This window comes from Pseudomonas sp. AC239 (genome assembly GCF_979258545.1).
In genome coordinates, this window is sequence record NZ_OZ409864.1 from 273,504 (window position 1) to 298,594 (window position 25,091).

Sequence of the window (25,091 nt, forward strand, 5' to 3'; positions counted from 1 at the left end):
TTCAGGCCTGCGCTGCGCGAGCGGCAGCGAAGGCGTCTGGGGTATTGAGGTTGGAAGTCGAAACGCCTTCGGCGCAACGCTTGTTCAGGCCAGCGAGGACTTTACCCGGGCCGCATTCGACCAGATTGGTCGCGCCCTTGGCGGCCAGGGTCTGCACCGATTCAACCCAGCGCACTGGCTTGTAGAGCTGTTCAAGCAGATCGCGCTTGAGGGTTTCCAGATCGGCCGGCACTTGCGCGCTGACGTTCTGCACAACCGGAATCTGCGGCGTCTGCCAGTCGATGGCGGCGATGGATTCGGCGAAACGCTCGGCAGCCGGACGCATCAGCTCGCAGTGCGACGGCACGCTCACTGGCAACGGCATGGCGCGTTTGGCACCACGGGCCTTGCAGCCTTCGATGGCGCGCTCGACGGCTGCCTTGGCACCGGCGATCACCACTTGGCCCGGTGAGTTGAAATTCACCGCGCTGACGACTTCACCTTGCGCCGCTTCGGCGCAGGCAGCCAGCACGTCGGCATCTTCCAGGCCGAGGATCGCGGCCATGCCGCCCTGCCCGGCCGGCACCGCTTCCTGCATCAACTGACCACGGCGCTCAACGAGCTTGACCGCGTCAGCCAGGCTCAGGCTGCCGGCGGCAACCAGCGCACTGTATTCACCCAGGCTATGGCCGGCGACGAATGCCGGACGCACGCCGCCTTCGGCCAGCCACAGACGCCACAGGGCGATCGACGCGGTCAGAATGGCCGGTTGGGTTTTGTCGGTTTGGTTGAGCAGCTCTTCCGGGCCCTGCTGGGTCAGTGCCCACAGGTCGTAGCCCAGCGCAGCAGAGGCTTCTTGAAAGGTTTCGAGGATCAGCGGATGTTGCGCGCCCAGCTCGGCCAGCATGCCGAGGGACTGCGAACCCTGTCCTGGAAAGACGAATGCGAGGGAAGCAGACATGTAACAAGCCCCTAATGATCTTGTCGTCGGAAAATAACGCCCCGTTGGGGACGCCAGAAACTGACAGTTTGGATGGCCCTTCGAACCGGGCGGTCACATTTAAGCATTGTCCGACGAAAACGCCTAAGACAACAGTTCCTCCAGACGACCGTGGAGACGCTCGGGCAGGTTCTCCTGAATCTCGATCAGCGCCCGTTGAATGGCACTCTGAAAGCCCTGCACGCCGGCCGATCCGTGGCTTTTCACAACGATGCCCTGCAAGCCGAGAAAGCTTGCGCCATTATGTCGCGCCGGGGCCAGATCAGCCTGCAGACCCTTCATCAACGGCAGCGCGAGAGCGCCGACCGCACGCGAAGCGAAGTTTTTCTTGAACAACGCCTCGATGCGCGCCGCAATCATCGTCGCCAGACCTTCGCTGGACTTGAGCAGGATATTGCCGACGAAGCCGTCACACACCACCACGTCGGCCTCACCGCGATACAAGCCGTCGCCTTCGATAAAACCGATGTAGTTGATTCCGCGTGCCGCCTGCAACAGCGTTGCGGCCAGTTTGACCTGCTGATTGCCCTTGATGTCTTCTGTGCCAATGTTCAGCAGTGCCACACGCGGACGAGCGATACCCAAGGTCTGCGCGGCCACCGAACCCATCACGGCGAACTGCAACAGGTGCTCGGCACTGCAATCGACGTTGGCGCCAAGATCGAGCAGTTGGCAATAACCGGCCTGCGTCGGAATCGCCGCGACCATGGCCGGACGATCAATGCCCGGCAATGTCTTCAATACGAAACGCGACAAGGCCATCAACGCACCGGTATTGCCGGCACTGACACAGGCCTGCACCTTGCCATCGCGCAGCAGCTCGAGGGCGACACGCATCGACGAATCCGGCTTGCCACGCAGGGCCTGAGCGGGTTTTTCGTCCATGGTGATGACTTCGCTGGCCGCAACAATCGTCAGGCGCGCGCGATCAGCAGCCGACTGGCCGTGGATCAATTCTTCAAGAAGGGAGGGTTGACCGACGAGGGTCAGGTGCAGCGAGGGCGTAGCAGACAGGCAAGCGAGACTGGCCTGAACAATGCTGCGGGGACCGAAGTCCCCGCCCATTGCGTCAATCGCGATGACTTGAGCAGACAAGTGATTACTCGTCAGCGCCCTTGTCGATCACTTTACGGCCACGGTATACGCCTTCTGGCGATACGTGGTGACGCAGGTGAACTTCACCAGTGGTTTTTTCTACAGACAGGGTGCTAGCCTCGAGAGCGTCGTGCGAACGGCGCATGTCACGGGCAGAGCGGGATTTTTTGTTCTGCTGAACAGCCATAATTGATTAACTCCTAAACGTTTGGGTCACGCTTTAACTGCGCCAATACACTGAACGGGTTGGACCGCGTTACCTCGTCCTCGCTCGGTTCGGGCTCATCTGCTCCCGCCGGCTGCTGGCATTCTTCCGGATGATGAGCAGGCACAATGGGCAAGGCGAGCAGAAGCTCCTCCTCGATCAGTGACTGCAGATCCAATGGATCTTCGCCCAGTTCCAGCACGTCATAACCTTTCGGCAACGACTGGGTATTCGCACCCTCCTTCACCACCGCGTAACTGCATTCGCTGTGGATCGGCAGGGTGACCAGCTCAAGACAACGCTGGCAAACCATTTTGACTTCGGTGTCGATAAAGCTGTGGATGACCACAGACTTACGTTCATCTCGTTCAAAAACGAATTTGGCCTGCACCGTACCGACATCGTCGGAAAGCGGGTCGCAGAGTCTCTTCAAATCGGCCAGCAGCAGTTCACCTTGAAGGGTGGTGCCACGGTCAGCCAATTTGCGCGGGTCAACGTGAGGTGGAATCGGGTCATTCAACATAGGCGCAGCATTATAGGGATGCACCCACCCATGTCAAAGGAAATTGTGCCCTGTCCGTCACTTGCGCGCCTCCGCTAGAATCCGCACCTGCCTCAGGAGACGTCCATGCTGCCTTTATTACTCGCTTCAAGCTCGACTTATCGCCGCGAATTGCTCGCCCGCCTGCACTTGCCGTTCGTCTGCGGCTCGCCGGACATCGACGAAAGTCACCGCCCGGGCGAATCCGCGATCGATCTGGTCAAACGTCTCGCTGAAGAAAAAGCCCGCGCCCTGGCGGACAGCCACCCTGCTCATCTGATCATTGGCTCGGATCAGGTCGCCGTCCTGGGCGAACAGATCATTGGCAAGCCGCACACCTTCGAAAAGGCTTGCGAGCAATTGATGGCGGCCAGCGGCGCGAGCGTGACCTTCCTGACCGGCCTGGCACTGCTCAACAGCCAGACCGGGCAATGCCAGGTCGACTGCGTGCCGTTTACCGTGCACATGCGTCAGCTGGATCAGGCGCACATCGAACGCTACCTGCGCATTGAGCAGCCGTACGACTGCGCCGGCAGTTTCAAGGCCGAAGGACTGGGCGTGAGCCTGTTTCAATCGACCGAAGGCCCGGACGCCACTAGCCTGATCGGCCTGCCGCTGATTCGCCTGATCGATATGTTGCTGGTCGAGGGTGTGCAAATCCCTTGAAAGCAAAAGATCGCAGCCTTCGGCAGCTCCTACACCGATCCGTGCAAGAGCCTCCGCAGACTGCGATCTTTTGATCTTGAGCTGTCTTACCGCAACGACGGCCCGTGGAAACCCATCCACATCGCCAACTGCTCGGCTACGCTGGCGCCGAGCTTCTTCGAGAAGCGATCGAACGGCGATTCTTGTACAGTGAAGTCCACCAGCTCCTTCTCGCCAATCACATCACGCGCCACCGAACTGGCACTGCCCAAGCCATCGATCAGGCCCAGCGGCAGCGCCTGCTCACCCGACCAGACCAGTCCGGAAAACAGCTCTGGATGCTCCTTGTCCTTCAGGCGATCGCCACGACCCTGCTTGACGCTGTTGATGAACTGCTTGTGCGTGGTGTCGAGCACGCTTTGCCAGAATGCGGTTTCTTCAGGCTTTTGCGGCTGGAACGGATCAAGGAATGCCTTGTGCTCGCCCGAGGTGTAGGTGCGACGCTCAACCCCGAGTTTTTCCATGGTGCCGACAAAACCGTAACCCGCTGCTGTCACGCCGATTGAGCCGACCAGACTGGCCTTGTCGGCGTAGATCTGATCCGCCGCGCTGGCGATGTAATAGGCGCCCGAAGCACCCAGATCGGAAATCACTGCGTAGAGCTTGATCTCCGGGTGCAAAGCTCGCAGACGCTTGATCTCGTCATAGACATAGCCAGACTGCACCGGACTGCCGCCCGGACTGTTGATGCGCAGGACCACGCCCTTGACCTTCTTGTCTTCGAACGCCGCGCGCAAGCTGCCAACGATATTGTCGGCGCTGGCTGGCTCCTTGTCGGCAATGACGCCGTCGATCTCGATCAACGCCGTGTAGTTCGGGCCGCGGGTGGCGCTTTTTTCCATGTCCATCAGCGGCGTGAACAGCAGCAGCGCAACAAACAGATAAACAAACGTCAGCAGCTTGAAGAAAATCCCCCAGCGCCGCGAACGGCGTTGTTCCTGTACACCGGCCAGCAAAGTCTTTTCCAACAGCTTCCAGCTTTTCGCGTCACCGTCGGCGGCACTTGCCTTGTCCGGTGCTTTCCATTCGTCGGTCATGCCATCCACCCCAACAAAAACCTGTTAAGCCCGCTGACCCAGCCAGGCGTGCAATTCAGAAAAACGGTCAATCGACAGGCGCGGCTCGAACTGTTGCAGGGACTCGATCGATTGCGCGCCATAACTGACCGCTACCGAATCCATCCCCGCGTTGCGCGCCATCAGCAGGTCGAACGACGAATCACCGACCATCAACGCCTGATCCGGGCGTACGCCGCAGTGGCTGACAATCTGCTCAAGCATCAGAGGGTGTGGCTTGCTGGCAGTTTCATCGGCCGCGCGGGTGATATCGAAATAATCCTCCCAGCCATTGGCCTTGAGCACCCGATCCAGTCCGCGACGATTCTTGCCCGTCGCTACCGCCAGGTGATAACCCTGCTCGCGAAACGATGCCATCGACTCGACCACACCTTCGAACAACGGCGAAGGCACAGCTTCGGCAGCGATGTAGTGATCGGCGTAATACTCGCGAAACGCGAGCAATTCTGCGTCGCTGATCTCGGGGTATAGCGTGCGAATCGCTTCCGGCAAGCCGAGACCGATGATGCCTTTGACGGCGAAGTCATCGCGCAACTCGAAACCGGAACGCCCGGAGGCCGAGTGCATGGCCTCGACGATGCGATGGATGGAATCGGCGAGGGTGCCGTCCCAGTCGAAAATCAGCAGTTTGTAATCAGATGGGCGCACTCAATCGCTCCACGGTCTTGGCCCACATTTCATCGACGGGCGCTTGCAGATTCAGCTTGCTGCCGTCGGGCAGCGGCACGGTCAGCATGTAGGCGTGCAGGAACAGGCGCTTACCACCCAAATCGCGGATTTCCTTGGTGAAATCCTCGTCGCCATACTTGCTGTCACCGGCGATGCAATGGCCAGCATGCAAGGTGTGCACGCGAATCTGGTGGGTACGACCGGTAACCGGCTTAGCTTCGACCATGGTGGCAAAATCACCGAAGCGGCGCAGCACCTTGAACAGCGTCAGGGCTTCTTTGCCTTCATCGTTGACTTCGACCATGCGCTCGCCGGAACGCAGATTGCTCTTGAGCAACGGTGCGCGAACCTGCTTGATCGAGGTTGCCCAGTTGCCACGGACCAGTGCCATGTAACGCTTGTCGACGCCATCGCCGCGCAACTGCTCGTGCAGGTGACGCAACATGCTGCGCTTCTTGGCGATCATCAGCAGTCCGGAGGTGTCACGGTCGAGACGGTGAACCAGCTCCAACTCCTTGGCATCGGGACGCAACTGACGAAAGGCTTCGATCACGCCGAAGTTCAGCCCGCTGCCTCCATGAACCGCAATGCCGGCGGGCTTGTTGATCACGATCAGGGCTTTGTCTTCGAAGACGATCGAGGCTTCCAGGCGCTGCAACAGCCCCTGGGCCAGCGGCACCGGCTCGTCACGCTCAGGCACGCGAACCGGCGGCACGCGCACGATATCGCCGGCCTGCAGCTTGTATTCGGGCTTGATCCGACCTTTGTTCACGCGCACTTCGCCTTTGCGCAAAATGCGGTAAATCAAGGTCTTGGGCACGCCTTTGAGCCGGGCGAGGAGAAAGTTGTCGATTCGTTGGCCGGCATACTCCGGCGAGACTTCAAGCAGTTGAACGCCTGGAGTCGAAGGGGCAGTAGTTGTCATGCCGCGGATGATAACAATTTTTATGGAATTGAAGCACTTAATCATTGCTGCTATAGTCGCGAACGCCGCCAAAAGCGGCCTGGACAGCGGAACCACGGTCAAAGACCGGCCCTGACCAACGCAATTCACCAGGGCGCGAGGCCGTCCTACGGGGCTTTCGCTACGTAACGGTGGAGTTTGTGGTTGTAACGAGCGCAGGTGACATGAGGCCTGAATTACACCGCCGAGCAGAGTTCTCACTCGCCCGGCAGGCGACATTCGAGGCCAGTTCACAAAGTGCAGTCGACTGCGAATGACCCCGAGCGATTGCTTCGGAAACATCGCCTGAATTAGCCATGATGCGTGACCTCCCCTTTCGGAGCTCACGGTAAATGCCAACCCGCTGCGGATTCTGCGCGCGGCAGCACCCGAATTATCAGGGATACGTGTAGGGTGGAGATGCACAACCGCCGGACTGTGTAGCAACAAGCTTTGATCAAGACGCTTCATCTCGTCCACAGCCGCTGGTTGATTCCTCCTCCTGACTGAGTGCTTAAGTAGCCACAGCAAGCAGGACGCGTACGTCGCGGTATCGGCCCAATTGGCCGCACATCGCTGGACACGGGAATGGCCAACCACTCCCGACGCACCTGACACCGACCGTGAGAAGTCGTGTGTGCCGAACGCCGTTTCCGGCAGCCCGGAAACCGACGGTACTACATGAAAAGAATGCTGATTAACGCAACTCAACCCGAAGAGTTGCGTGTTGCACTGGTAGACGGCCAGCGCCTCTACGACCTGGATATCGAATCCGGTGCACGCGAGCAGAAGAAGGCCAACATCTATAAAGGCCGTATCACTCGCATCGAACCAAGCCTTGAGGCTGCCTTTGTCGATTTCGGCTCCGAGCGCCACGGCTTCCTGCCCCTCAAAGAAATCTCCCGCGAATACTTCAAGAAAGCCCCCGAAGGCCGCGTCAACATCAAGGATGTCCTGAGCGAAGGCCAGGAAGTCATCGTTCAGGTCGAGAAAGAAGAGCGTGGCAACAAGGGCGCCGCCCTGACCACCTTCATCAGCCTCGCCGGTCGCTACCTCGTACTGATGCCGAACAACCCGCGTGCCGGCGGCATCTCCCGTCGCATCGAAGGCGAAGAGCGCAACGAACTGCGTGAAGCGCTGAACGGTCTGGTTGCTCCGGCCGATATGGGCCTGATCGTGCGCACTGCAGGCCTGGGCCGCAGCAGCGAAGAAATGCAGTGGGACCTCGACTACCTGCTGCAACTGTGGACCGCCATCAAAGAAGCCTCGCTGGATCGTTCCGCGCCTTTCCTGATCTATCAGGAAAGCAACGTGATCATCCGCGCCATCCGTGATTACCTGCGCCAGGACATCGGCGAAGTGCTGATCGACAGCGTTGAAGCCCAGGACGAAGCCCTGACCTTCATCCGTCAGGTGATGCCGCAGTACGCCAGCAAGATCAAGCTGTACGAAGACAGCGTGCCGCTGTTCAACCGTTTCCAGATCGAAAGCCAGATCGAGACCGCGTTCCAGCGCGTCGTTGAACTGCCTTCCGGCGGCTCCATCGTCATCGATCCGACCGAAGCACTGGTGTCCATCGACATCAACTCGGCGCGCGCCACCAAAGGCAGCGACATCGAAGAAACCGCCCTGCAGACCAACCTTGAAGCCGCCGAAGAAATCGCCCGTCAGTTGCGCTTGCGCGACATCGGCGGCCTGATCGTCATCGACTTCATCGACATGACCCCGGCCAAGAACCAGCGCGCCGTGGAAGAGAAAGTCCGCGAATGCCTGGAAGCCGACCGCGCCCGCGTGCAGATCGGTCGCATCTCGCGTTTCGGCCTGCTGGAAATGTCCCGTCAGCGCCTGCGTCCATCGCTGGGCGAAAGCAGCGGCATCGTCTGCCCGCGTTGCAACGGCACCGGCATCATCCGTGACGTTGAATCGCTGTCGCTGGCCATCCTGCGCCTGATCGAAGAAGAAGCCCTGAAAGACCGCACCGCCGAAGTTCGCGCGCAAGTGCCGATCCCGGTCGCTGCGTTCCTGCTCAACGAAAAACGCAACTCGATCACCAAGATCGAACTGCGCACCCGTGCCCGCATCGTCATTCTGCCGAACGATCACCTCGAGACGCCGCACTTCGAAGTTCAGCGCCTGCGTGACGACAGCCCGGAAGCTGCGACCAACCAGTCCAGCTACGAAATCGCTGCCGCCGCTGCCGAAGTCGAAGAAGTCCAGCCAGCCGCTGCGACCCGCACCCTGGTTCGCCAGGAAGCTGCAGTGAAAACTGCGCCGGCCCGTGCCAACGCACCGGTGCCGACTGAAGTTGCACCTGCCGCACCTGCTCCGGCACCGGTTGCCGCGCCTGAGCCAAGCCTGTTCAAGGGTCTGGTGAAGTCGCTGGTCAGCCTGTTCGCCACCAAGGAAGAGCCAGCCGCACCGGTTGCCGTTGCGAAACCGGCTGCCACCGAGCGTCCTGCCCGTAACGAAGAACGTCGCAACGGTCGTCAGCAGAGCCGCAACCGTAACGGTCGCCGCGATGAAGAACGCAAGCCGCGCGAAGAACGTGCTCCACGTGAAGAACGCGCACCGCGCGAGCCGCGCGAAGAGCGTCAGCCACGTGAAGCCCGTGAGCCGCGTGAAACTCGCAGCGAAGCGCCGGTAGCCCGCGAAGAGCGCGCACCACGTGCCCCGCGTGAAGAACGTGCACCGCGTGCACCGCGTGAAGATCGCAAGCCGCGTGGCGAGCGTGAAGAACGCGTGCGTGAACTGCGCGAGCCGCTGGACGCCGCGCCAGCCGCAGCCGCAGCTGTTGCTGCCGTGACCGCTGAAGAGCGTCCGGCCCGTCAGCCACGCGAAGAACGCGCCCCGCGTCCGCCGCGTGAAGAGCGTCAACCGCGTGCCGAGCAGGCCGCTGCTGCCGTTGCTGAAGAAGAAGTGAACAGCAACAACGAAGAGCAACTGCCGGAAGACGGTCAGGACAACGCCGAAGGCGATCGTCCACGTCGTCGCTCCCGTGGTCAGCGTCGTCGCAGCAACCGTCGCGAGCGTCAACGTGATGCCAACGGCAACGTGATCGAAGGTTCGGAAGAATCCGAGTCCGCTGAAAACGCTGGCGAGCCAAGCACTGCCGATCTGGCCGCTGGCCTGGCCGTCACCGCCGCCGTTGCCAGCAGCACCATCAGCGCTCCGGCAGAAGCCGAAGCTCACGAGCAGGCTGAACGCGCCACTGCCGCCACACTGGAAACTGCTCCAGTCGAAGCGCCGGTTGTCGAAGCCACCACTCCAGTGGAAGTGACTGCTGCGCCGGAAATCGAAGTCGCTCCGGTCCGCGAAGCTCAGCCTCAGGTTGAAGCGGCTGCCGAACCGGAAGCTGTCGTCGAAGCGCCAGCGGCCATCACTGAGCCAGCTGTAGAAACCGTCAGCGAAAACGTGACCAGAACCGTGCGTGAAGTTCGCGAAGAGCAGACTGCGTTCAACTGGGTTGCCGAGCCAGCTGTGACCGAAGTTCCAGCGCCAGTCGCTGAAGCCGAAGTGCCGCAAGCCATGGTTTCCGAGCCAGTAGTTGCAGCAGCAGAGCCAGCGCCGACACCAGTGGTTGAAACTCCGGTTGCCGAAGCTCAGGTTGAAGAAGCACCCGCCGCAGTCGAAGCGCCAGCGCCAGTGGTTGAAGCGCCGGCTCCGGTCAGCGCCCTGACGCCAAACGGCCGCGCACCAAACGACCCGCGTGAAGTGCGCCGTCGCAAGCGTGAAGCCGAGCGTCTGCAGAAGGAAGCCGAACTGGCTGCCGCTGCGGCTCCGGTTGCTGCCGAACCAGCCCCTGCAGCTGAAGTGATCGAGGCAGCCCCTGCCCCGGTCGCTGAAGAAGCATCGGTTGAAGCGGTGATCGCTGAAGCGCCACGCTCCGTTCAGGACGCGGTAGAGCAGCGTGAAGAAGCTCAGGAAAAAGAGCACGAGCCTAAACCACTCGTGTAATTCCTGAAGCCATTAAAAAGCCCCGCCTGGTGAAAGCCTGGCGGGGCTTTTTATTGCCTGAAATCCAGCATCATCCGTAACCTTTGTGGGAGCGAGCCTGCTCGCGAAAGCGCTGGGTCAGACAATATTCATGTAACTGAACCAGCGCATTCGCGAGCAGGCTCGCTCCCACAAGGGATCTCAACGCGGCTCAGGGCCGAGGAAATACCAGAGATTCAGGCACATCGATATCCCACAACACGCCAGGATCATCCACCGCCACTTCCACCACCCTACCCTGCGCAAACAACGGCCGTGCACCACGATCACCGGTCAGCGCCTGCAATTGCGCGCCAAACGAACGACCAAACCCCACCGGATGACCAAACTTGCCATCCAGCACCGGCACGCTCACCGCGTCATCAGCCATCGCCGCGACCACTCGTTCGATACTCGATGGCAGGATAAACGGCATATCGCCGAGCACAATCAACCAGCCATCAGCGTCTGGGCAAGCGGCAACACCGGCGGCAATGCTGTCGCCCATGCCGGTCGATTCGATCGACACCACGTCGCAGCCGTAAGCCTGGGCCATGCGCATCGCCTGCGGTCGCGCTTCAGTGGTGACCAACACGCGCTTGTCGAGACTGGCCGGCAGGTTCACCAGCACCTGCTCGACGACCGAGCGCACGGCGCCGTCGCGCCCGGTGCAGTCAGCGAGCAACTTGTCTTTATCGGGGCCGGCAATCTGGCGAAAGCGATTGCCCTCGCCCGCCGCCAGCACAATCACTGCGATGGATTGGCTCATGCACCCTCCAGCGGTTTTTTCTGTTTCAGCTCCACACCGTTCTTGATCGCGACAATTTCCGCCAGCAAGGACAAGGCGATCTCTGCCGGCGAATGACTGCCGATGTGCAAGCCGATCGGCCCATGCAAGCGATCAATCGACACTTGCGACAAGCCTAGCTGAGCGAGGTTTTCCCTGCGCTTCAGGCTGTTGACCCGCGAACCGAGCGCGCCGACGTAGAACGCCGGCGAGTCGAGCGCAGTGAGCAAAGCCATGTCATCCAGGCGCGGATCGTGAGTCAGGGCGACGATCGCCGTGCGCTCGTCGGTCTGGATGTTCAACACCGCCTCGTCCGGCATGCCGGGAACGAAACGGCCGTGCTGCTCTTCCCAGCCGTAAACGAACTCGGTGCGCGGATCGCAGATCAGCACTTCAAAATCCAGCAGCCGCGCCATGTCGGCGACGTAGCGCGACAACTGCCCGGCACCGATCAGCAACAAGCGCCAGCGCGGGCCGTAAATCGCCCGCAGAGTCTTGCCGTCGAACACCAGCGAATCGGACTTGCTCGCCGCAGCCAGCCGCACCTCGCCGGTTTCGATGTTCAGTTCACGGGCAACGATTTCATGGTTTTCGCAACGCTGCAGCAACTCGGCCACCCACGCTGGGTCACCGACGCGCTCTTCGGTCAGGCGCAGGGTGCCGCCGCAAGGCAGGCCGAAACGCGCGGCCTCCTCGCGGGTCACGCCGTAAGTAATCATCTGCACCGGCAGACCATCGGTGGCGATGCGACCGTCGTGCAGCCGCGCGATCAAGTCATCTTCGACACAGCCGCCCGACACCGAGCCGATCACCACGCCGTCCTCGCGCAAGGCGAGCATGGCGCCGGGCGAGCGCGGCGCGGTGCCCCAGGTCTGCACCACGCTGAACAGCACCACCCGCTGCCCTGCGCGGCGCCACTCGAGGACGCTGCGCAGGACGTTGAGATCGACGCTATCCATTACGCTTGCGCCTTCTGCCAGCCTTGCAACTGATACCGCACCGGCAGATTACGGATGCGCTTGCCGGTGGCGGCGAAGATCGCATTGCACAGCGCCGGGGCAATCGGCGGCACGCCCGGCTCACCAACGCCACCCAATGGCACGTCACCCGGCGGCGTGACCAGATGCACCGCGACTTCCTTGGGCGCCAGCGACATGCGCGCGACCTCGTACATATGGAAGTTGTCCTGCTGGACCTTGCCGTCCTTGAAGCTGATTTCGCCGAGTACAGCGTTGCCCAGGCCCATGACGCACGCGCCTTCGAACTGCGAACGGATGCGCTCAGGGTTGATCTGCGGCCCACAGTCCACGGCGATGTCGGCCTTGTGCACGATCAGCGAACCGTCGTCCTTGACCTCGACTTCGATCACTGCCGCCACATAGGTGACGAAGCTGTAATGCACCGCCAGACCGAGGCCACGGCCCTTGGGCAGTTTGCGCCCCCAACCGGCAGCCTTGGCGGCAGTTTCCAGCACCGTGCGCATGCGTCCGGTGTCGATCGGATAACGCTCGGGCGATTCCCCGTAGTTCCACTCCTCGCTCAAGGTGCGTGGATCGATCTGCCGATCCGGGCCGAGCAATTTGATCTGGTACTTGAGCGGATCTTCACCGGCCTTGTGCGCCAGTTCGTCGACGAAGCTCTGAATCGCGAAGCCGTGGGGAATGTTCGACACTGAGCGATACCAGCCGACCCGCGTGTGTACCTTGGCTTCGGGGTTTTCCAGGCGCACGTTGGGAATTGCGTAGGCCATGTTGGTAAAGCCCATGCCCAGCTCGAACGCGGCCTCGTGGTTCATGTCCGGCGCAAACAACGCAGTGATGCTTGGCGCCACGGTGCGATGCAGCCACCCGGACGGCAGGCCGTTCTTGTCGATACCCGCTTTCAGATATTCCGCCGACACCGTGTGGAAATACGAATTGTGGATGTCGTCTTCGCGGGTCCACTGCACCCGTACAGCCTTGCCCGGGAACTCCTTGGCGAGAATTGCCGCTTCAACGACGAAGTCCGGTTTCGACTTGCGCCCGAAACCACCGCCCAGCAACGTTACGTTGAAGGTGACCTTTTCGAACGGCACGCCCAGGCGTTCGGCGATGCGCTCGCGGGTGACCTGCGGTGCCTGACTCGGCGCCCAGGCTTCGCAGACGCCGTCCTTGAATCGCGCGATGGCGACCATTGGTTCCATCGGTGCCTGCGCCAGGTGCGGCAGGTAATACGAGGCTTCGAGCGTGCTGGCGGCGCCGCTCAAGGCCTTGTCGATATCACCGGTGTTGCGCACCACTTTGCCGGCCTTCAGCGACGCGGCTTCGAGTCCCTTGCGATAGGCAATCGAGTCATAACTGGCATTCGGGCCGTCATCCCACTCGATCTTCAGCGCCTCGCGACCCTTGATCGCCGCCCAGGTGTTGCTGGCCACAACCGCGACGCCGCCCAGCGGCTGAAACTCCGACGGCAACGGTCGGCCTTCAATCTGCATGACTTTTAGCACGCCGGGGACTTTCAGTGCGGCGCTGTCATCGAGGCTTTTCACCTTGCCGCCATACACCGCCGGACGAGCGATGGTGGCGTAGAGCATGCCGTCGAAATGCACGTCAGCGCCGTACACTGCGCGGCCATTGACGATATCGGCACCGTCGATGGCCTTGGTGCCTTCCTTACCGATGTAGCGAAATTCCGACGGCTGCTTGAGTCGCAGGCTGTCACGTGCCGGTACTGCCAGCGCACTGGCGGCAGCGGCGAGTTCGCCGTAGCCCAGTTCGCGGCCGGACGGTTTGTGAATGACTTTGTGCAATTGCGCATGGCATTCGCCAACCGGCACTTTCCACTGCGCAGCAGCGGCCTGTTCGAGCATGGTTCGCGCCGCGGCGCCGCAACGACGCATCGGCTCGTACCAGTGACGCATGCTGCGCGAACCATCGGTGTCCTGGTTGCCGAAGCGCACTTCGTCACCCGGCGCCTGCTGCACTTTGACCTGAGCCCAATCGGCCTCAAGTTCATCGGCAACCACCATGCTCAGGCTGGTGCGCACCCCCTGGCCCATTTCCGAACGGTTGCACACCACGGTGACGCTGCCATCGGCAGCAATGCTCACGTAGACCTTGGGATCGTCGATCCAGCCATTGGGCATGCCATCGGCGCCAAACTTCTTCGCGTCATCGGCCAGCGCATCCTGCCAGCCCCAGCTCGCGGCGAGGACCAGCGCGCTGGTGGCGCCGACGCCTTTGAGAAACCCACGGCGGCTGAGGTTGCTCAGGGCGAAATCATTCGGGACGCGGCTCATGCCTTCACCTCCTTCAGGTGGGTGGAGGCCTGGCGGATCGCGGTTTTGATCCGGTTGTAGGTGCCGCAGCGGCAGATGTTGCCGACCATGGCTTCTTCGATCTGCTCGTCGCTCGGGTTCGGGTTGGTTTTCAGCAGAGCGGTGGCCGACATGATCTGCCCGCCCTGGCAATAACCGCATTGAGCCACAGCGCTGTCGAGCCAGGCTTGCTGCACGACCTTGCCGACCGGGTCGGCATGGAGATTGTCGATGGTGGTGACGTTCCGGCCGATCACCGAGCCAATCGGGGTGATGCAACTGCGTGCCGGCAAGCCGTCGATATGGATGGTGCAGGCGCCGCACAGGCCCATGCCGCAACCGAATTTGGTGCCGTTGTATCCGGCGACGTCACGAATCGCCCACAACAGCGGCATGTCTTCAGTGACATCGAGAGAGTGGTCTTGACCGTTGAGTTTCAGGGTAATCATGGGCACGCCCGCATATTTTTTAGTGGTTATGGGTAACATCTTAGCGGCAAGCTTCGAGCTGCAAGCTACAAGTGAAGGCGTGTCTGATTCGCTTGCAGCTTGCAGCTCGCAACCGCGCCTTGGGTGGAGCAAATGATTGGTATCGTTAGCTGGCTAAGTTAACCCAGCATTAACAAAAAAGCCCTGCTTAAACAGGGCTTTTTAGCGGCAAGCTTCTAGCTACAAGCTGCAAGTAGAAGCGGCTTGGCGCTCATGACGCAGTGTAGCTTGCCGCTTGAAGCTTGAAGCTTGCAGCTGCCTCAATACCGATTGGGCTCCATTTCCAGTTCGACATGAAACCGTTCGGCGATGTCTTTCTGGATACGCTGCGCCAGGTCGAGCAGTTGCAGGCCGGTCGCCGTGCCGTAGTTGACCAGCACCAATGCCTGCAACTTGTGCACGCCGGCATCGCCGTCGCGAAAACCTTTCCAGCCTGCGCGTTCGATCAGCCAGCCAGCGGCCAGTTTCATCTGCCCGTCCGCTTGCGGGTAAGCCACCAGATCCGGGTGCTGCGCTTTGATCTGCGTGACCACAGCGGCGGACACCAGCGGGTTTTTGAAGAAGCTGCCGGCATTGCCGAGCACCGCCGGGTCCGGCAGTTTGTCGCTGCGGATGCTGCAGATGGCGCGGCTGACGTCGCTGGGCGTCGGCTGTTCGATGCCCAGCTCGCTCAGGCGTTGACGCACCGGGCCGTATTCCAGATGCAGGTGCGCTGCGCGATCAAGCGTGAAGCGCACCCGCAGGATCAGCCAACGTCCCGGCTGTTGCTTGAACAGGCTGTCGCGGTAGCCGAAGTTGCATTGCTCCAGGCTGAAATCCCGCAACTCGCCGCTCTCGCGATCCAGCGCAGTCAGGCCGGCAAACACGTCCTTGATCTCGACACCATAGGCACCGATGTTCTGTATCGGCGCGGCGCCGACGGTGCCGGGAATCAGGCTGAGATTTTCCAGCCCGGCAAAACCCTGGGCCAGCGTTTGCTGCACGAACGGGTGCCACGGTTCGCCCGCTTGCGCCTCGACCACCACGCGACTGCCATCGTCGCTGAGCACGCGGATGCCGCGTGTAGCCATGCGCAACACCAGCGCCGGAATATCCGCCGTGAGCAGCAAGTTGCTGCCGCCGCCGATCACCAGCAACGGCACGTCATGGGACGCGGCATAGGCCAGCGCTTCGCGGACATCGTCATCACTGTGGGCTTCGGCAAACAGCTGCGCGCGCACATCGACGCCAAACGTATTGAAGGCCTGCAAAGATACTTGCGGTTGCACCTGCAAACTCATAAACGGCCCTTCACTTCGATCAGCAATTGGTCGCAGGCCGTTTCGATCAGATCGAGCACCTGCTCGAAACCCTGATCGCCGTCGTAATACGGGTCCGGCACTTCATCGACCAGCCCGGCATAACGACGCAAAAACAGATCCAGCTCGGCCCTGCCGGTGGACGGCTGCAAGGCCTTGAGGTTGCGCAGATTGCTGTTGTCCATGGCGAGAATCAGGTCGTAGCTGGCGAAATCGGCTCGGCTGACCTGCTGCGCGCGTTGCGTCGACAAGTCATAACCGCGCAGTTTCGCCGCCGCCTGGCTGCGCTTGTCCGGAGGGTTGCCGACGTGCCAGTCACCGGTGCCCGCGGAGGCCACTTCGACCACATCCGCCAGCCCCGCTTCACGCAACTTGTGACGCAACACGCCTTCAGCGGTGGGCGAACGGCAGATGTTGCCCAGACACACAAACAGAACGCGCATCAGGCCCCCAGCAGGCGACGAACCCGCTCAAGGTCTTCAACGGTGTCGACACCGGTCGGCGGCGCGATCAGCGCGTCGGCAACATGGATGCGCACGCCATGCCACAAGGCACGCAGTTGTTCGAGGGATTCGGTGTTTTCCAGCCAGCATGGGCCCCAGTTGACGAAATCCTGAAGGAACCCGGCGCGATAGGCATAGATGCCGATGTGACGGCGATAGGGCACGCCTTGCGGCAGTTGCTCACGGCTCTTGGCAAACGCATCGCGAGCCCACGGCAAGGTCGCGCGGCTGAAGGTCAGCGCGAGGCCGTTGATGTCGCTGGCGACCTTGACCACGTTGGGGTTGAACAGAGTTTCCACGTCTTCGATCGGCTCAGCCAGCGTGGCCATACGCGCTTCGGTGTGAGCGGCAAGGTTAGCGGCGACCTGATCGATCACACTCGGCGGAATCAGCGGCTCATCACCCTGGACGTTGACCACGATCGCATCAGGCGCAAGACCGAGTTTCGCTGCGACCTCGGCCAGACGATCGGTGCCGGAGTTGTGATCTTCCCGGGTCAGCACCACTTCGGCGCCAAAGCTTTTGCACGCCTCGACGATGCGCACATCGTCAGTTGCAACAACGACGCGGGTCGCGCTGCTTTTGCTCGCCTGTTCCCAGACATGCTGGATCATCGGCTTGCCGGCAATATCCAGCAACGGCTTGCCCGGCAGACGGGTCGAGGCGAATCGCGACGGGATGACAACAGTGAAGGCTGTGGTCATTTATCCAGACGCTCGTCGGTGGTCAGGGTGCGCGCTTCGCTTTCCAGCATCACCGGGATGCCGTCGCGGATCGGATAGGCCAGGCCCGCGCCCTTGCTGATCAGTTCGGTCTTGTCGGCGCTGAGCTTCAGCGGGCCTTTGCACACGGGGCAAGCGAGGATGTCGAGCAGTTTGGTGTCCATGAACATTCCCAGAAATAAAAGAGTTAAGGCAGCAGACGATCCGGCAACAGGCGCATCAGCTGAGTATCGAACCAGGCCACAAAGGCTGGCGACGGCACGGCATCGACCGCCAGATACCACCAATCGGCAGCGGCAAAGGCACGGCACTTCACCGCGTCCTTTTCGGTCATCACCAACGGCAATGACGGGGTGAAATTCAACGCCTGCAGGCTGTACTCGGCGTGGTCGGCAAAAGCATGCGGAACCGGGCGCCAGTCTAGCGCTTCAAGGGTATTGAAGAAACGTTGCGGATTGCCGATGCCGGCCACCGCATGCAGCGCTTGCCCGGGCGGAAAATGCTCGAGCGACTGACGTTCGCCGCTGCGCAAATTGACCAGCGCCGTAGGTTGCAGGCGAAAGGCGAAACCATCGTCGCGATCATCAAGGGCGCCGTTGAACAGCACGCCATCGACGCTTTGCAAGCGCTCGACCGGCTCCCGCAACGGCCCGGCCGGCAGACAGCGCTGGTTGCCCAGCCCCCGGGCCGCATCGATCAGCACCAGTTCCAGATCCCGCGCCAGACGATAATGCTGCATGCCGTCGTCAGACAGAATCAGGTCCAGTGGCTCACTGGCAATCAAGGCTTTGACGGCGGCGCTTCGATCGGGATCGATCATCAGCGGCACGCCGGTGCGCTGGACGATCAGCAACGGCTCGTCACCGGCAATCTCGGCGCTGTGCTCGGCCTCAACCCGCCATGGCAATTGCGGCGGCTTGGCGCCGTAACCGCGACTGACAACTCCAACGCGCAGTCCACGGCGTCGGCAATGTTCGATCAGCCAGAGAATCATCGGCGTCTTGCCGGTACCGCCAACGGTGATATTGCCGACCACGATCAGCGGCACGGGCGATTGGTAGATCTCTCCGTCACCGTCGAGAAAGCGCTGACGCTTGTTGATCACCACGCGGCGATACAGCATTTCCAGCGGCCGCAGCAGCGTCAGGGCCGGATGCCCCTGATACCACGCGGCGAGCAGGCGATCAGACAGGCTCATCAGGATTTCGGCGCCGCCTCGACCGTGGTCATGCGCAGATGGCTGAAACCGAGCTTGCCGGCCGCGTCCATGGCGGTGATCACCGATTGATGCTGGGCCTTGCCGTCGGCACTGATCGACAACGGCATGCTGGTGTCGCCATTGGATTCTTTCTGCATGGCTTCCATCAGCGTCGGCAGGTCATTCTTCGGCAGAATCTTGTTGTTCACCGAGAACACGCCTTCGGCACTGATCGCGACGTCCAGCTGTTTGACCTGCTGATCTTCGGCAGGCGAACCGCTCACCGCTTCCGGCAGATCCACGCGCAACTGGGTTTCGCGGGTGAAGGTGGTAGTGACCACGAAAAACAGCAGCAGGATAAACACCACGTCGATCAGCGACGCGAGGTTGATGTCTACGGTTTCCCGGGGCTTGCGACGGAATTTCACGCTTTGCCCTCGGCCAGATCGACATCACGGTCGCCCTGCACCACTTCCACCAGTTTGATTGCTTCCTGCTCCATGCCGACCACCAGCTCGTCGATGCGGCGTTGCAGGAAGCGGTGGAAAAACACAGCTGGAATCCCGACCATCAGGCCCGCTGCGGTAGTGATCAGCGCTTTGGAAATACCGCCGGCCAGTACCGAAGCATTGGTAGTCATGCCGGACCCGGTGAAGGCACTGAAAATGTCGATCATGCCCAGCACTGTGCCGAGCAGGCCGAGCAGCGGCGCCATGGCGGCGATGGTGCCGAGGGCGTTGATGTAGCGTTCGAGTTCATGAATGACCCGCGCGGCGGCCTCTTCGATGCACTCTTTCATGATCTCGCGACCATGCTTGGAATTGGCCAGGCCTGCGGCGAGGATTTCCCCCAGCGGCGAGTTGGCGCGCAGTTCCTTGAGTTTTTCCTTGTTGAGCTGCTTGTCCTTGATCCAGACCCAGACCTGACCCAGCAGATGCTCGGGGGTGACGCGACTGGCGCGCAGTGTCCACAGGCGCTCGGCGACGATCGCCATGGCCGCGATGGAACTCAGAATGATCGGCAACATCATCCAGCCGCCGGATTTGACCAATTCCCACACAGTGACAGTCCCCTCGAAAAAGTGCGCCACTTTACCATACCGATTCGCGATTAAGACCCGCCGCCCCGACGACCGTGAGGTGGCACCCATGCTGGCACCGATCAACGGCCAGCCACCGGCGGATCGCGCCAGAACCGCCGCTGTTGACGCATCGTCCACGGCGGCTTGAAGCTGCCCAGTTGCAAATGAATGGCACCTTGCTCGGCGCTGTCGTAGATGCGCAGGCCTTGCCTGCGGTAGCGCGCCAGCACGGTTGGATGCGGATGACCGAAGGAGTTGCCGTGGCCGCGGGAGATCAGCACCGCTTCGGGCTGCAAGGTTTTGAGCAGGGCCATCGACGATGAACTGCGGCTGCCGTGATGTGGCGATTGCAGCCACTGCGTCGGCACGGCCAGTGGGCTGTCGAGCAGGACGCGCTCGGCATGAGTGTCGATATCGCCAGTGAGCAGCAGGCGTTCGCCGTTGGCCTCGATCTGCAAGACACAGGAGCGCTGGTTGCTGTCATCGGCCGCCGACCACTGCCAGAGCTGAAACTGCACGCCATCCCACTGCCATTGTTCGCCACTGGCGCAGGCTTCGGCGTTCAGCTCCGGCGGCAGGTTTGGCGCATCGCCACTGACGACACGGTGCACATTCAATCCACGCATAACCGCCCTGGCGCCGCCAGCGTGATCGGCGTCGGCGTGGCTGAGCAGCATCAGGTCGAGCGCTTGCACATTGAGTTTGCGTAACGCAGGCAACACCACTCGTTCACCGAGATCGAACTCGCCGAAACGCGGGCCGGCGTCATAGAGAAGCGCGTGATGGCGGGTGCGGATGAGGATGGCCAGGCCCTGGCCAACATCGAGTTGCCAGACATCGGCTCGGCCTTCTTCCATCCGCTCTCGGGGCGGCAACACCAGGAGCAACAGCAGCGGCCAGCCAAACGGGCGCAACGGCACGCCACGGGGCAACAGCAATAACAACGCGCCAAGGCTGCCCAGGACCAACGCCCACCATGGAATGGCGGCGGGTATCCACGCCGGCCATTGCCCGGCAATCAGCGCCAGCCCGATAAACAGCCAGTCGATCAAACCACCGGCCAGCCACAGCAGCCCTTCGCCAACATAAGGCACGGGCAGCAATAGCGTGCCGAGCAACGCCGGCGGCAACACCACGAGGCTGACCCACGGTACCGCCAGCAGATTGGCTACAGGCCCGCTGACGCTGATCGGCAAGCTCAGCGCCAGCAACACCGGACACAAGCCGATCGCGATCAGCCACTGCGCGCGGGTCCAGGTCTGCCACCACCGCCAAGCGCCCAGCCGCCCGCCGAAAGTGAAGATCAACACTGCCACCGCCGCGAAGGACAGCCAGAAGCCGGGACGCAAGCTGGCCAGCGGATCAAGCAGCAGCACGCCATTGAATGCCAGCAGCAACGGCCACCACGCCCCGAGATGGCGAAAACGCAGGCGCCACAGCAGCACCAGCGCCACCATCACGCAGGCGCGCTGCACCGGCACATCGAAACCGGCGAGCAAGCCGTAACCCAGCGCCGCCGCGAAGGCCAGGCCACACGCCCACGGCAACCATGGCCAGCGCAACGGCCAGATTCCGAAACGCGCCAGCCCGGCGACCAGCACATACATCACCGCCGCCAGCAAACCGATGTGCTGGCCGGAGATCACCAGCAAATGCACGGTGCCGGTATCTTGCAGCACCTGCCAATCCTCGCGACTGAGGCCTGAACCGTCGCCAAGCACCAGCGCCGCCAGCGCCCCCTCTCGCCCTTGTGCATCCACGGCCAGCAGGCGCTGCCGAACACCGTCGCGCCAGGCATGCCGGGCCTCAGCCAGACGCTGGCCATCCTTGATCGTCCCGGTTGCACCGATGCGCTGTGCCAGCAGCCACGCGTCGTAATCGAAGGCGTCCGGATTGAGCAAGCCACCCGGGCGCTTCAAGTTCACGGCCAGGCGCCAACGCTCACCACTATTGACCGGCGGCCCGGCATACCAGGCCAGGCGCAGCAGCGATGGAAGTTTCTCGTGCCGTGAGTGCGCATCGGCCAGCTCGAAACGCACCACACCGTCGCCGTGCTGCGGCAAGCCGACCACACGCCCTTCGAGCCAACGGGTTTCGCCGTCCAGACTTGGTGGCAAGCGGTCATTCAGCGCCCACTGCGCGCAAGCGCAGGCCCAGGTAAAGCCAAACAGCAAACATGCCAATGGATAGCTGCGAAACGGCAGCAGCATCAGCGCCACCACTGGCAGCACTACCAGCAAGCCGACCGGCGGCAAGGCCGGCAAAAAAACCGGGGCCAGCAGACCGACTGCCAGCGGCATCATCCCTGTGCGCATATGCCCGTCCTTGAGAGTTCCCTCCTTAGGCATAGCGGGTCTGCGGCACCACCGTCGTCAACAATTGTCACAAAGTCTGAATGGGCGGTTCGTAGAATCCAGACATACTTGCCGCCTTAACCGACCGAGAAGCCTTATGCCCCGGCGCTTATTCAAACGCTACATGCCCGACCCGACGAGCATCAGGGAACACAAATCCTTACGCTTTCTCGGCACGTTGCTGCATGACCCGAACCTCTGGCACCTCAATCGCCACTCGGTCGCCCGGGCGATGGCGGTCGGTTTGTTTGCGGCATTCCTGCCGATCCCGGCACAGATGCTGGTGGCGGCGGCATTGGCGGTGATGGTGCGCGGCAATATGCCGATCGCGGTGAGTCTGGTCTGGCTGACCAATCCGATCACCATGCCGGCGGTGTTTTTCTGCACCTACCAGGCCGGGGCGTTCCTGATGGATGTGCCGGCGCGGCATCTGCCGGACGAGCTGACCTGGGAATGGATCAGCGGCGAATTGTCGACATTGTGGCAGCCGTTTTTGCTCGGCTCGGTGGTCGTCGGTCTGGTGCTGGGCGTCCTCGCCTACTTTCTGGTGATGCTGTACTGGCGCTGGTGGGTGGCGCGGCAATGGCGGCGGCGCAAGCAAAGTCGGCAGAAATGAATGCAAAACGGCCTTCGCGATGGGAGGCCGTTTTTTGTTGTGACTGGGCTGGCCCATTCGCGAGCAGGCTCGCGAAGAAAGCGAAGCGGTCGGGATCAGGTACGCATCCCGCGCCCGCTTACCAGCAACCGCGCACAGCCGAGATACAGCACCACAGTCGCCACCAGCATGAAGGTAATGGCGATGCCGATGCGGATATCCGAGACACCCAGGATGCCGTAGCGGAAGGCGTTGACCATGTGCAGCACCGGGTTGGCCAGCGACACGGTCTGCCAGAACGGTGGCAGCAATGTGATCGAATAGAACACGCCACCCAGGTAAGTCAGCGGGGTCAGCACAAACGTCGGAATGATCGAAATATCATCGAAGTTGCGCGCAAACACCGCGTTGATGAAGCCCAGCAGCGAGAAGATTGTCGCGGTCAGCACCACCACCAGGATGGTCACGCCGAGGTGATGCACCTGCAAATCGGTGAAGAACAGCGACAGAATCGTCACGATCAGACCCACCGCCAGACCGCGCAATACACCACCAATGGTGAAGCCGATCAGGATCGTGTGCGGTGACACCGGCGAGACCATCAACTCCTCGATCGAGCGCTGGAACTTGCTGCCGAAGAAGCTCGAGACCACGTTGCCGTAGGAGTTGGTGATCACCGACATCATGATCAGCCCCGGCACGATGTACTCCATGTAAGTGAAGCCACCCATGTCGCCGATCTGCCGGCCGATCAGGTTGCCGAAGATCACGAAGTACAGAACCATGGTGATTGCTGGCGGCAGAAGCGTCTGCGGCCAGATCCGCATGAAGCGTTTGACCTCGCGGTAGACGATGGTTTGCAGGGCGACGAGGTTAGGACCGAACTCGGAACTCATACCGCCACCTTCGACAGATTTTTCTCCACCAGGGACACGAACAACTCCTCGAGGCGATTGGTTTTGTTACGCAGGCTCAGCACTTCGATGTTCTGCTGCGCCAACTGGGTGAACAACGCCGTGATGCCCATGGATTTATCGACCTGGACTTCCAGGGTATGGCCGTCGAGCAAGCGGGCCGGGTAGCCGAGCAATTGCGGCGGCGCGTGCAAGTCGTGTTTCAGGTCGAGCAAAAAGGTTTCCACGTGCAACTGGCCCAGCAACTGTTTCATGCTGGTGTTTTCGACGATGGTGCCGTGGTCGATGATGCCGATATTGCGGCACAGCTGCTCGGCCTCTTCCAGGTAATGCGTGGTCAGGATTATGGTGATGCCTTTCTGGTTCAGCTCGGTGAGAAAGGTCCACATCGAACGGCGCAGCTCGATATCGACGCCCGCAGTCGGCTCATCGAGGATCAGCAGACGCGGTTCGTGCACCAGCGCACGGGCAATCATCAAACGCCGTTTCATGCCCCCGGACAGCGAACGCGAAGGCACATCGCGCTTGTCCCACAGTCCGAGCTGGGTCAGGTACTGCTCGGCGCGTTCCTTGGCGACTTTCGCCGGAATGCCGTAGTAACCGGCCTGGGTCACGACGATGTCGAAGGTCTTTTCGAACTGGTTGAAGTTGAATTCCTGCGGCACCACGCCGATCGAGCGCTTGAGCGCCGCCGGGTTCTTGTCCAGGTCGTGGCCGAAAATATTCACGGTGCCGCTGGTCTTGTTGACCAGGGTCGAGAGGATGCCAATGGTGGTGGATTTGCCGGCACCGTTAGGGCCAAGCAAGGCGAAAAAGTCACCTTCGGCGACGTCCAGATCGATACCACTCAAGGCCTGGAACCCGTTGCCGTAGGTTTTGGTTAGCTGCCGGATGGACAGAGCGGAACTCATATCGGATTTACGCACCAAGAAGGAAGGAAAGGAATAGATAAGGGCGGACGGCGAGGGAAACAACCGCGGCGCACGTTCGCAATGGTGCTTGCCGCCGCCGCACAAGTACAGTCAAGTGTGTCGATAGTAATTATCAAGTCAACGCGGTCATGACCGCCTTCTGATAGGCCGCACGCTGCTTCAAACGTTCATACCAGGCTTGCAGATGCGGTTGCGGAGCGCGCTCGATGGGCATTTCGAACCAGGCATAAATGAAGCTGCCCAGCGGGATGTCGCCCATGCCGATATCATTGCCGGAGAGATAAGGCTGGCTGATCAAGGCATGATCGGCCATGTTCAGCAATTCATCGCATTCCTTGATCGCGGCGTTGATCGCCTTCCAGTCCTGCTTCTCGGCAGGCGTGCGCAGCACACCCCAGAACACCGTGCGAAACGGCCCGGCGAAACTGGAAGTGGTCCAGTCCATCCACTTGTCCGCCATGGCGCGGGCTTGCGCATCCGCCGGGTACCAAGCGCTGTCCGGGGCGTGTTTGGCCAGCAGATAGCGAACGATCGCGTTGGATTCCCACAGCACGAAACCGTCATCCTCGATCACCGGCACCCGGCCATTGGGGTTCATCGCGCGGTACTCGGGCGTGTCGACCACACCGAACGCGCCGCCGGCATCGATGGCCTCGTACGCCAGGCCCAGCTCTTCGGCAGCCCACAAGGGCTTTCTGACGTTCGATGAATTTTTCCGTCCCCAGATCTTCAGCATGAC

Annotated in this window: 25 protein-coding genes; 3 read left to right on the plus strand and 22 right to left on the minus strand. The window is 61.4% G+C overall.

Translation table 11 applies throughout. From position 1 onward, the window contains the following. Window position 1: 1 nt before the first annotated feature. From fabD to ACZ0AZ_RS01285, 4 genes are all read right to left on the minus strand, one after another. Complete coding sequence (gene fabD, locus ACZ0AZ_RS01270) at window positions 2–940, minus strand: ACP S-malonyltransferase (protein ID WP_039760163.1); 939 nt, start codon at window positions 938–940, stop codon at window positions 2–4. A 123-nt stretch (window positions 941–1,063) separates the two neighbouring features. Further along, window positions 1,064–2,074, minus strand: coding sequence for a phosphate acyltransferase PlsX (gene plsX / locus ACZ0AZ_RS01275; protein ID WP_463538578.1), 1,011 nt, complete (start codon window positions 2,072–2,074; stop codon window positions 1,064–1,066). A gap of 4 nt (window positions 2,075–2,078) precedes the next feature. After that, complete coding sequence (rpmF, locus tag ACZ0AZ_RS01280; protein ID WP_003179396.1) at window positions 2,079–2,261, minus strand: 50S ribosomal protein L32; 183 nt, start codon at window positions 2,259–2,261, stop codon at window positions 2,079–2,081. A 13-nt stretch (window positions 2,262–2,274) separates the two neighbouring features. After that, the gene (locus ACZ0AZ_RS01285) at window positions 2,275–2,802 is read right to left on the minus strand and encodes a YceD family protein (RefSeq protein WP_003204262.1); all 528 of its coding nucleotides are present in this window, start codon (window positions 2,800–2,802) and stop codon (window positions 2,275–2,277) included. Between the two features lie 105 nt (window positions 2,803–2,907). On the opposite strand from ACZ0AZ_RS01285, the gene ACZ0AZ_RS01290 reads away from it, so the two are divergent. Next, the gene (locus tag ACZ0AZ_RS01290) at window positions 2,908–3,486 is read left to right on the plus strand and encodes a Maf family protein (RefSeq protein ID WP_463538579.1); all 579 of its coding nucleotides are present in this window, start codon (window positions 2,908–2,910) and stop codon (window positions 3,484–3,486) included. A gap of 86 nt (window positions 3,487–3,572) precedes the next feature. Here the strand turns inward: ACZ0AZ_RS01290 and sppA are convergent, their stop codons facing one another. From sppA to rluC, 3 genes are read right to left on the minus strand one after another with little or no spacing between them, the layout of a single operon-like run. Further along, window positions 3,573–4,562, minus strand: a complete 990-nt coding sequence (sppA, locus tag ACZ0AZ_RS01295; protein WP_039760176.1) for a signal peptide peptidase SppA — start codon at window positions 4,560–4,562, stop codon at window positions 3,573–3,575. 24 nt (window positions 4,563–4,586) lie between these two features. Next, window positions 4,587–5,249: an HAD-IA family hydrolase gene (locus ACZ0AZ_RS01300; RefSeq protein ID WP_129997387.1), complete on the minus strand. Its 663-nt coding sequence runs from the start codon at window positions 5,247–5,249 to the stop codon at window positions 4,587–4,589. Next, window positions 5,236–6,195, minus strand: a complete 960-nt coding sequence (gene rluC, locus ACZ0AZ_RS01305; RefSeq protein ID WP_463538580.1) for a 23S rRNA pseudouridine(955/2504/2580) synthase RluC — start codon at window positions 6,193–6,195, stop codon at window positions 5,236–5,238. Before rluC ends, ACZ0AZ_RS01300 begins: the two co-directional genes overlap by 14 nt. Before the next feature lie 699 nt (window positions 6,196–6,894). Between rluC and rne the strand changes: the two genes are divergently transcribed. After that, window positions 6,895–10,167: a ribonuclease E gene (gene rne / locus ACZ0AZ_RS01310; RefSeq protein ID WP_463538581.1), complete on the plus strand. Its 3,273-nt coding sequence runs from the start codon at window positions 6,895–6,897 to the stop codon at window positions 10,165–10,167. 190 nt (window positions 10,168–10,357) lie between these two features. Here rne and ACZ0AZ_RS01315 read toward each other — a convergent pair whose 3' ends face one another. The 12 genes from ACZ0AZ_RS01315 to ACZ0AZ_RS01370 all read right to left on the minus strand — a co-directional run bounded on the left by ACZ0AZ_RS01315 (window position 10,358) and on the right by ACZ0AZ_RS01370 (window position 21,872). Then, window positions 10,358–10,954 carry a nucleotidyltransferase family protein gene (locus ACZ0AZ_RS01315; RefSeq protein ID WP_129997389.1) on the minus strand — a complete coding sequence of 199 codons (597 nt, stop codon included), beginning with the start codon at window positions 10,952–10,954 and terminating at the stop codon, window positions 10,358–10,360. Continuing rightward, window positions 10,951–11,931 (minus strand): XdhC family protein, encoded by a 981-nt coding sequence (locus ACZ0AZ_RS01320; protein WP_039760182.1) that lies wholly within the window; start codon window positions 11,929–11,931, stop codon window positions 10,951–10,953. Before ACZ0AZ_RS01320 ends, ACZ0AZ_RS01315 begins: the two co-directional genes overlap by 4 nt. After that, window positions 11,931–14,249: a xanthine dehydrogenase family protein molybdopterin-binding subunit gene (locus ACZ0AZ_RS01325; RefSeq protein WP_129997390.1), complete on the minus strand. Its 2,319-nt coding sequence runs from the start codon at window positions 14,247–14,249 to the stop codon at window positions 11,931–11,933. The genes ACZ0AZ_RS01320 and ACZ0AZ_RS01325 overlap by 1 nt, the downstream gene beginning before the upstream one ends. Next, window positions 14,246–14,716 carry a (2Fe-2S)-binding protein gene (locus ACZ0AZ_RS01330; RefSeq protein WP_463538582.1) on the minus strand — a complete coding sequence of 157 codons (471 nt, stop codon included), beginning with the start codon at window positions 14,714–14,716 and terminating at the stop codon, window positions 14,246–14,248. Before ACZ0AZ_RS01330 ends, ACZ0AZ_RS01325 begins: the two co-directional genes overlap by 4 nt. A gap of 299 nt (window positions 14,717–15,015) precedes the next feature. Beyond that, window positions 15,016–16,035, minus strand: coding sequence for a UDP-N-acetylmuramate dehydrogenase (murB, locus tag ACZ0AZ_RS01335; RefSeq protein ID WP_463538583.1), 1,020 nt, complete (start codon window positions 16,033–16,035; stop codon window positions 15,016–15,018). Then, window positions 16,032–16,496 (minus strand): low molecular weight protein-tyrosine-phosphatase, encoded by a 465-nt coding sequence (locus ACZ0AZ_RS01340; protein ID WP_129997392.1) that lies wholly within the window; start codon window positions 16,494–16,496, stop codon window positions 16,032–16,034. Before ACZ0AZ_RS01340 ends, murB begins: the two co-directional genes overlap by 4 nt. Beyond that, window positions 16,496–17,260, minus strand: coding sequence for a 3-deoxy-manno-octulosonate cytidylyltransferase (gene kdsB, locus ACZ0AZ_RS01345; protein WP_463538584.1), 765 nt, complete (start codon window positions 17,258–17,260; stop codon window positions 16,496–16,498). The genes ACZ0AZ_RS01340 and kdsB overlap by 1 nt, the downstream gene beginning before the upstream one ends. Beyond that, a complete protein-coding gene (locus tag ACZ0AZ_RS01350) occupies window positions 17,257–17,442 on the minus strand; it encodes a Trm112 family protein (RefSeq protein WP_003179363.1) in 186 nt (61 codons plus the stop codon). Before ACZ0AZ_RS01350 ends, kdsB begins: the two co-directional genes overlap by 4 nt. Window positions 17,443–17,465: 23 nt before the next feature. After that, on the minus strand, window positions 17,466–18,476 hold the full coding sequence (gene lpxK / locus ACZ0AZ_RS01355; RefSeq protein ID WP_129997394.1) for a tetraacyldisaccharide 4'-kinase: 1,011 nt from the start codon (window positions 18,474–18,476) through the stop codon (window positions 17,466–17,468). Then, window positions 18,476–18,904, minus strand: coding sequence for an ExbD/TolR family protein (locus ACZ0AZ_RS01360; RefSeq protein ID WP_039760196.1), 429 nt, complete (start codon window positions 18,902–18,904; stop codon window positions 18,476–18,478). Before ACZ0AZ_RS01360 ends, lpxK begins: the two co-directional genes overlap by 1 nt. Continuing rightward, window positions 18,901–19,536, minus strand: a complete 636-nt coding sequence (locus tag ACZ0AZ_RS01365; protein ID WP_016771007.1) for a MotA/TolQ/ExbB proton channel family protein — start codon at window positions 19,534–19,536, stop codon at window positions 18,901–18,903. The genes ACZ0AZ_RS01360 and ACZ0AZ_RS01365 overlap by 4 nt, the downstream gene beginning before the upstream one ends. 101 nt (window positions 19,537–19,637) lie before the next feature. Further along, window positions 19,638–21,872, minus strand: coding sequence for a DNA internalization-related competence protein ComEC/Rec2 (locus ACZ0AZ_RS01370; protein WP_463538585.1), 2,235 nt, complete (start codon window positions 21,870–21,872; stop codon window positions 19,638–19,640). 136 nt (window positions 21,873–22,008) lie between these two features. Between ACZ0AZ_RS01370 and ACZ0AZ_RS01375 the strand changes: the two genes are divergently transcribed. Then, the gene (locus tag ACZ0AZ_RS01375) at window positions 22,009–22,527 is read left to right on the plus strand and encodes a DUF2062 domain-containing protein (RefSeq protein WP_039760200.1); all 519 of its coding nucleotides are present in this window, start codon (window positions 22,009–22,011) and stop codon (window positions 22,525–22,527) included. A 95-nt stretch (window positions 22,528–22,622) separates the two neighbouring features. Here the strand turns inward: ACZ0AZ_RS01375 and ACZ0AZ_RS01380 are convergent, their stop codons facing one another. From ACZ0AZ_RS01380 to ACZ0AZ_RS01390, 3 genes are all read right to left on the minus strand, one after another. Beyond that, the gene (locus ACZ0AZ_RS01380) at window positions 22,623–23,402 is read right to left on the minus strand and encodes an ABC transporter permease (protein WP_039760202.1); all 780 of its coding nucleotides are present in this window, start codon (window positions 23,400–23,402) and stop codon (window positions 22,623–22,625) included. Next, entirely contained in the window at window positions 23,399–24,331 is a 933-nt protein-coding gene (locus tag ACZ0AZ_RS01385; RefSeq protein WP_039760204.1) for an ABC transporter ATP-binding protein, read from the minus strand. Before ACZ0AZ_RS01385 ends, ACZ0AZ_RS01380 begins: the two co-directional genes overlap by 4 nt. 133 nt (window positions 24,332–24,464) lie before the next feature. After that, the gene (locus tag ACZ0AZ_RS01390) at window positions 24,465–25,088 is read right to left on the minus strand and encodes a glutathione S-transferase family protein (protein ID WP_039760206.1); all 624 of its coding nucleotides are present in this window, start codon (window positions 25,086–25,088) and stop codon (window positions 24,465–24,467) included. Window positions 25,089–25,091 lie beyond the last annotated feature (3 nt).

What these genes read in the sequence shown, in the direction of transcription:
- ACZ0AZ_RS01375 (WP_039760200.1), top strand. Translation starts at nt 22,009, where the DNA reads ATGCCCCGGCGCTTATTCAAACGCTACATGCCCGACCCGACGAGCATC.
- ACZ0AZ_RS01370 (WP_463538585.1), bottom strand. Translation starts at nt 21,872, where the DNA reads ATGCGCACAGGGATGATGCCGCTGGCAGTCGGTCTGCTGGCCCCGGTT.
- ACZ0AZ_RS01330 (WP_463538582.1), bottom strand. Translation starts at nt 14,716, where the DNA reads ATGATTACCCTGAAACTCAACGGTCAAGACCACTCTCTCGATGTCACT.
- sppA (WP_039760176.1), bottom strand. Translation starts at nt 4,562, where the DNA reads ATGACCGACGAATGGAAAGCACCGGACAAGGCAAGTGCCGCCGACGGT.
- rne (WP_463538581.1), top strand. Translation starts at nt 6,895, where the DNA reads ATGAAAAGAATGCTGATTAACGCAACTCAACCCGAAGAGTTGCGTGTT.
- rluC (WP_463538580.1), bottom strand. Translation starts at nt 6,195, where the DNA reads ATGACAACTACTGCCCCTTCGACTCCAGGCGTTCAACTGCTTGAAGTC.
- lpxK (WP_129997394.1), bottom strand. Translation starts at nt 18,476, where the DNA reads ATGAGCCTGTCTGATCGCCTGCTCGCCGCGTGGTATCAGGGGCATCCG.
- ACZ0AZ_RS01380 (WP_039760202.1), bottom strand. Translation starts at nt 23,402, where the DNA reads ATGAGTTCCGAGTTCGGTCCTAACCTCGTCGCCCTGCAAACCATCGTC.
- ACZ0AZ_RS01315 (WP_129997389.1), bottom strand. Translation starts at nt 10,954, where the DNA reads ATGAGCCAATCCATCGCAGTGATTGTGCTGGCGGCGGGCGAGGGCAAT.
- kdsB (WP_463538584.1), bottom strand. Translation starts at nt 17,260, where the DNA reads ATGACCACAGCCTTCACTGTTGTCATCCCGTCGCGATTCGCCTCGACC.
- ACZ0AZ_RS01350 (WP_003179363.1), bottom strand. Translation starts at nt 17,442, where the DNA reads ATGGACACCAAACTGCTCGACATCCTCGCTTGCCCCGTGTGCAAAGGC.
- ACZ0AZ_RS01385 (WP_039760204.1), bottom strand. Translation starts at nt 24,331, where the DNA reads ATGAGTTCCGCTCTGTCCATCCGGCAGCTAACCAAAACCTACGGCAAC.
- ACZ0AZ_RS01290 (WP_463538579.1), top strand. Translation starts at nt 2,908, where the DNA reads ATGCTGCCTTTATTACTCGCTTCAAGCTCGACTTATCGCCGCGAATTG.
- murB (WP_463538583.1), bottom strand. Translation starts at nt 16,035, where the DNA reads ATGAGTTTGCAGGTGCAACCGCAAGTATCTTTGCAGGCCTTCAATACG.
- ACZ0AZ_RS01340 (WP_129997392.1), bottom strand. Translation starts at nt 16,496, where the DNA reads ATGCGCGTTCTGTTTGTGTGTCTGGGCAACATCTGCCGTTCGCCCACC.
- fabD (WP_039760163.1), bottom strand. Translation starts at nt 940, where the DNA reads ATGTCTGCTTCCCTCGCATTCGTCTTTCCAGGACAGGGTTCGCAGTCC.
- ACZ0AZ_RS01285 (WP_003204262.1), bottom strand. Translation starts at nt 2,802, where the DNA reads ATGTTGAATGACCCGATTCCACCTCACGTTGACCCGCGCAAATTGGCT.
- ACZ0AZ_RS01390 (WP_039760206.1), bottom strand. Translation starts at nt 25,088, where the DNA reads ATGCTGAAGATCTGGGGACGGAAAAATTCATCGAACGTCAGAAAGCCC.
- rpmF (WP_003179396.1), bottom strand. Translation starts at nt 2,261, where the DNA reads ATGGCTGTTCAGCAGAACAAAAAATCCCGCTCTGCCCGTGACATGCGC.
- ACZ0AZ_RS01325 (WP_129997390.1), bottom strand. Translation starts at nt 14,249, where the DNA reads ATGAGCCGCGTCCCGAATGATTTCGCCCTGAGCAACCTCAGCCGCCGT.
- ACZ0AZ_RS01320 (WP_039760182.1), bottom strand. Translation starts at nt 11,931, where the DNA reads ATGGATAGCGTCGATCTCAACGTCCTGCGCAGCGTCCTCGAGTGGCGC.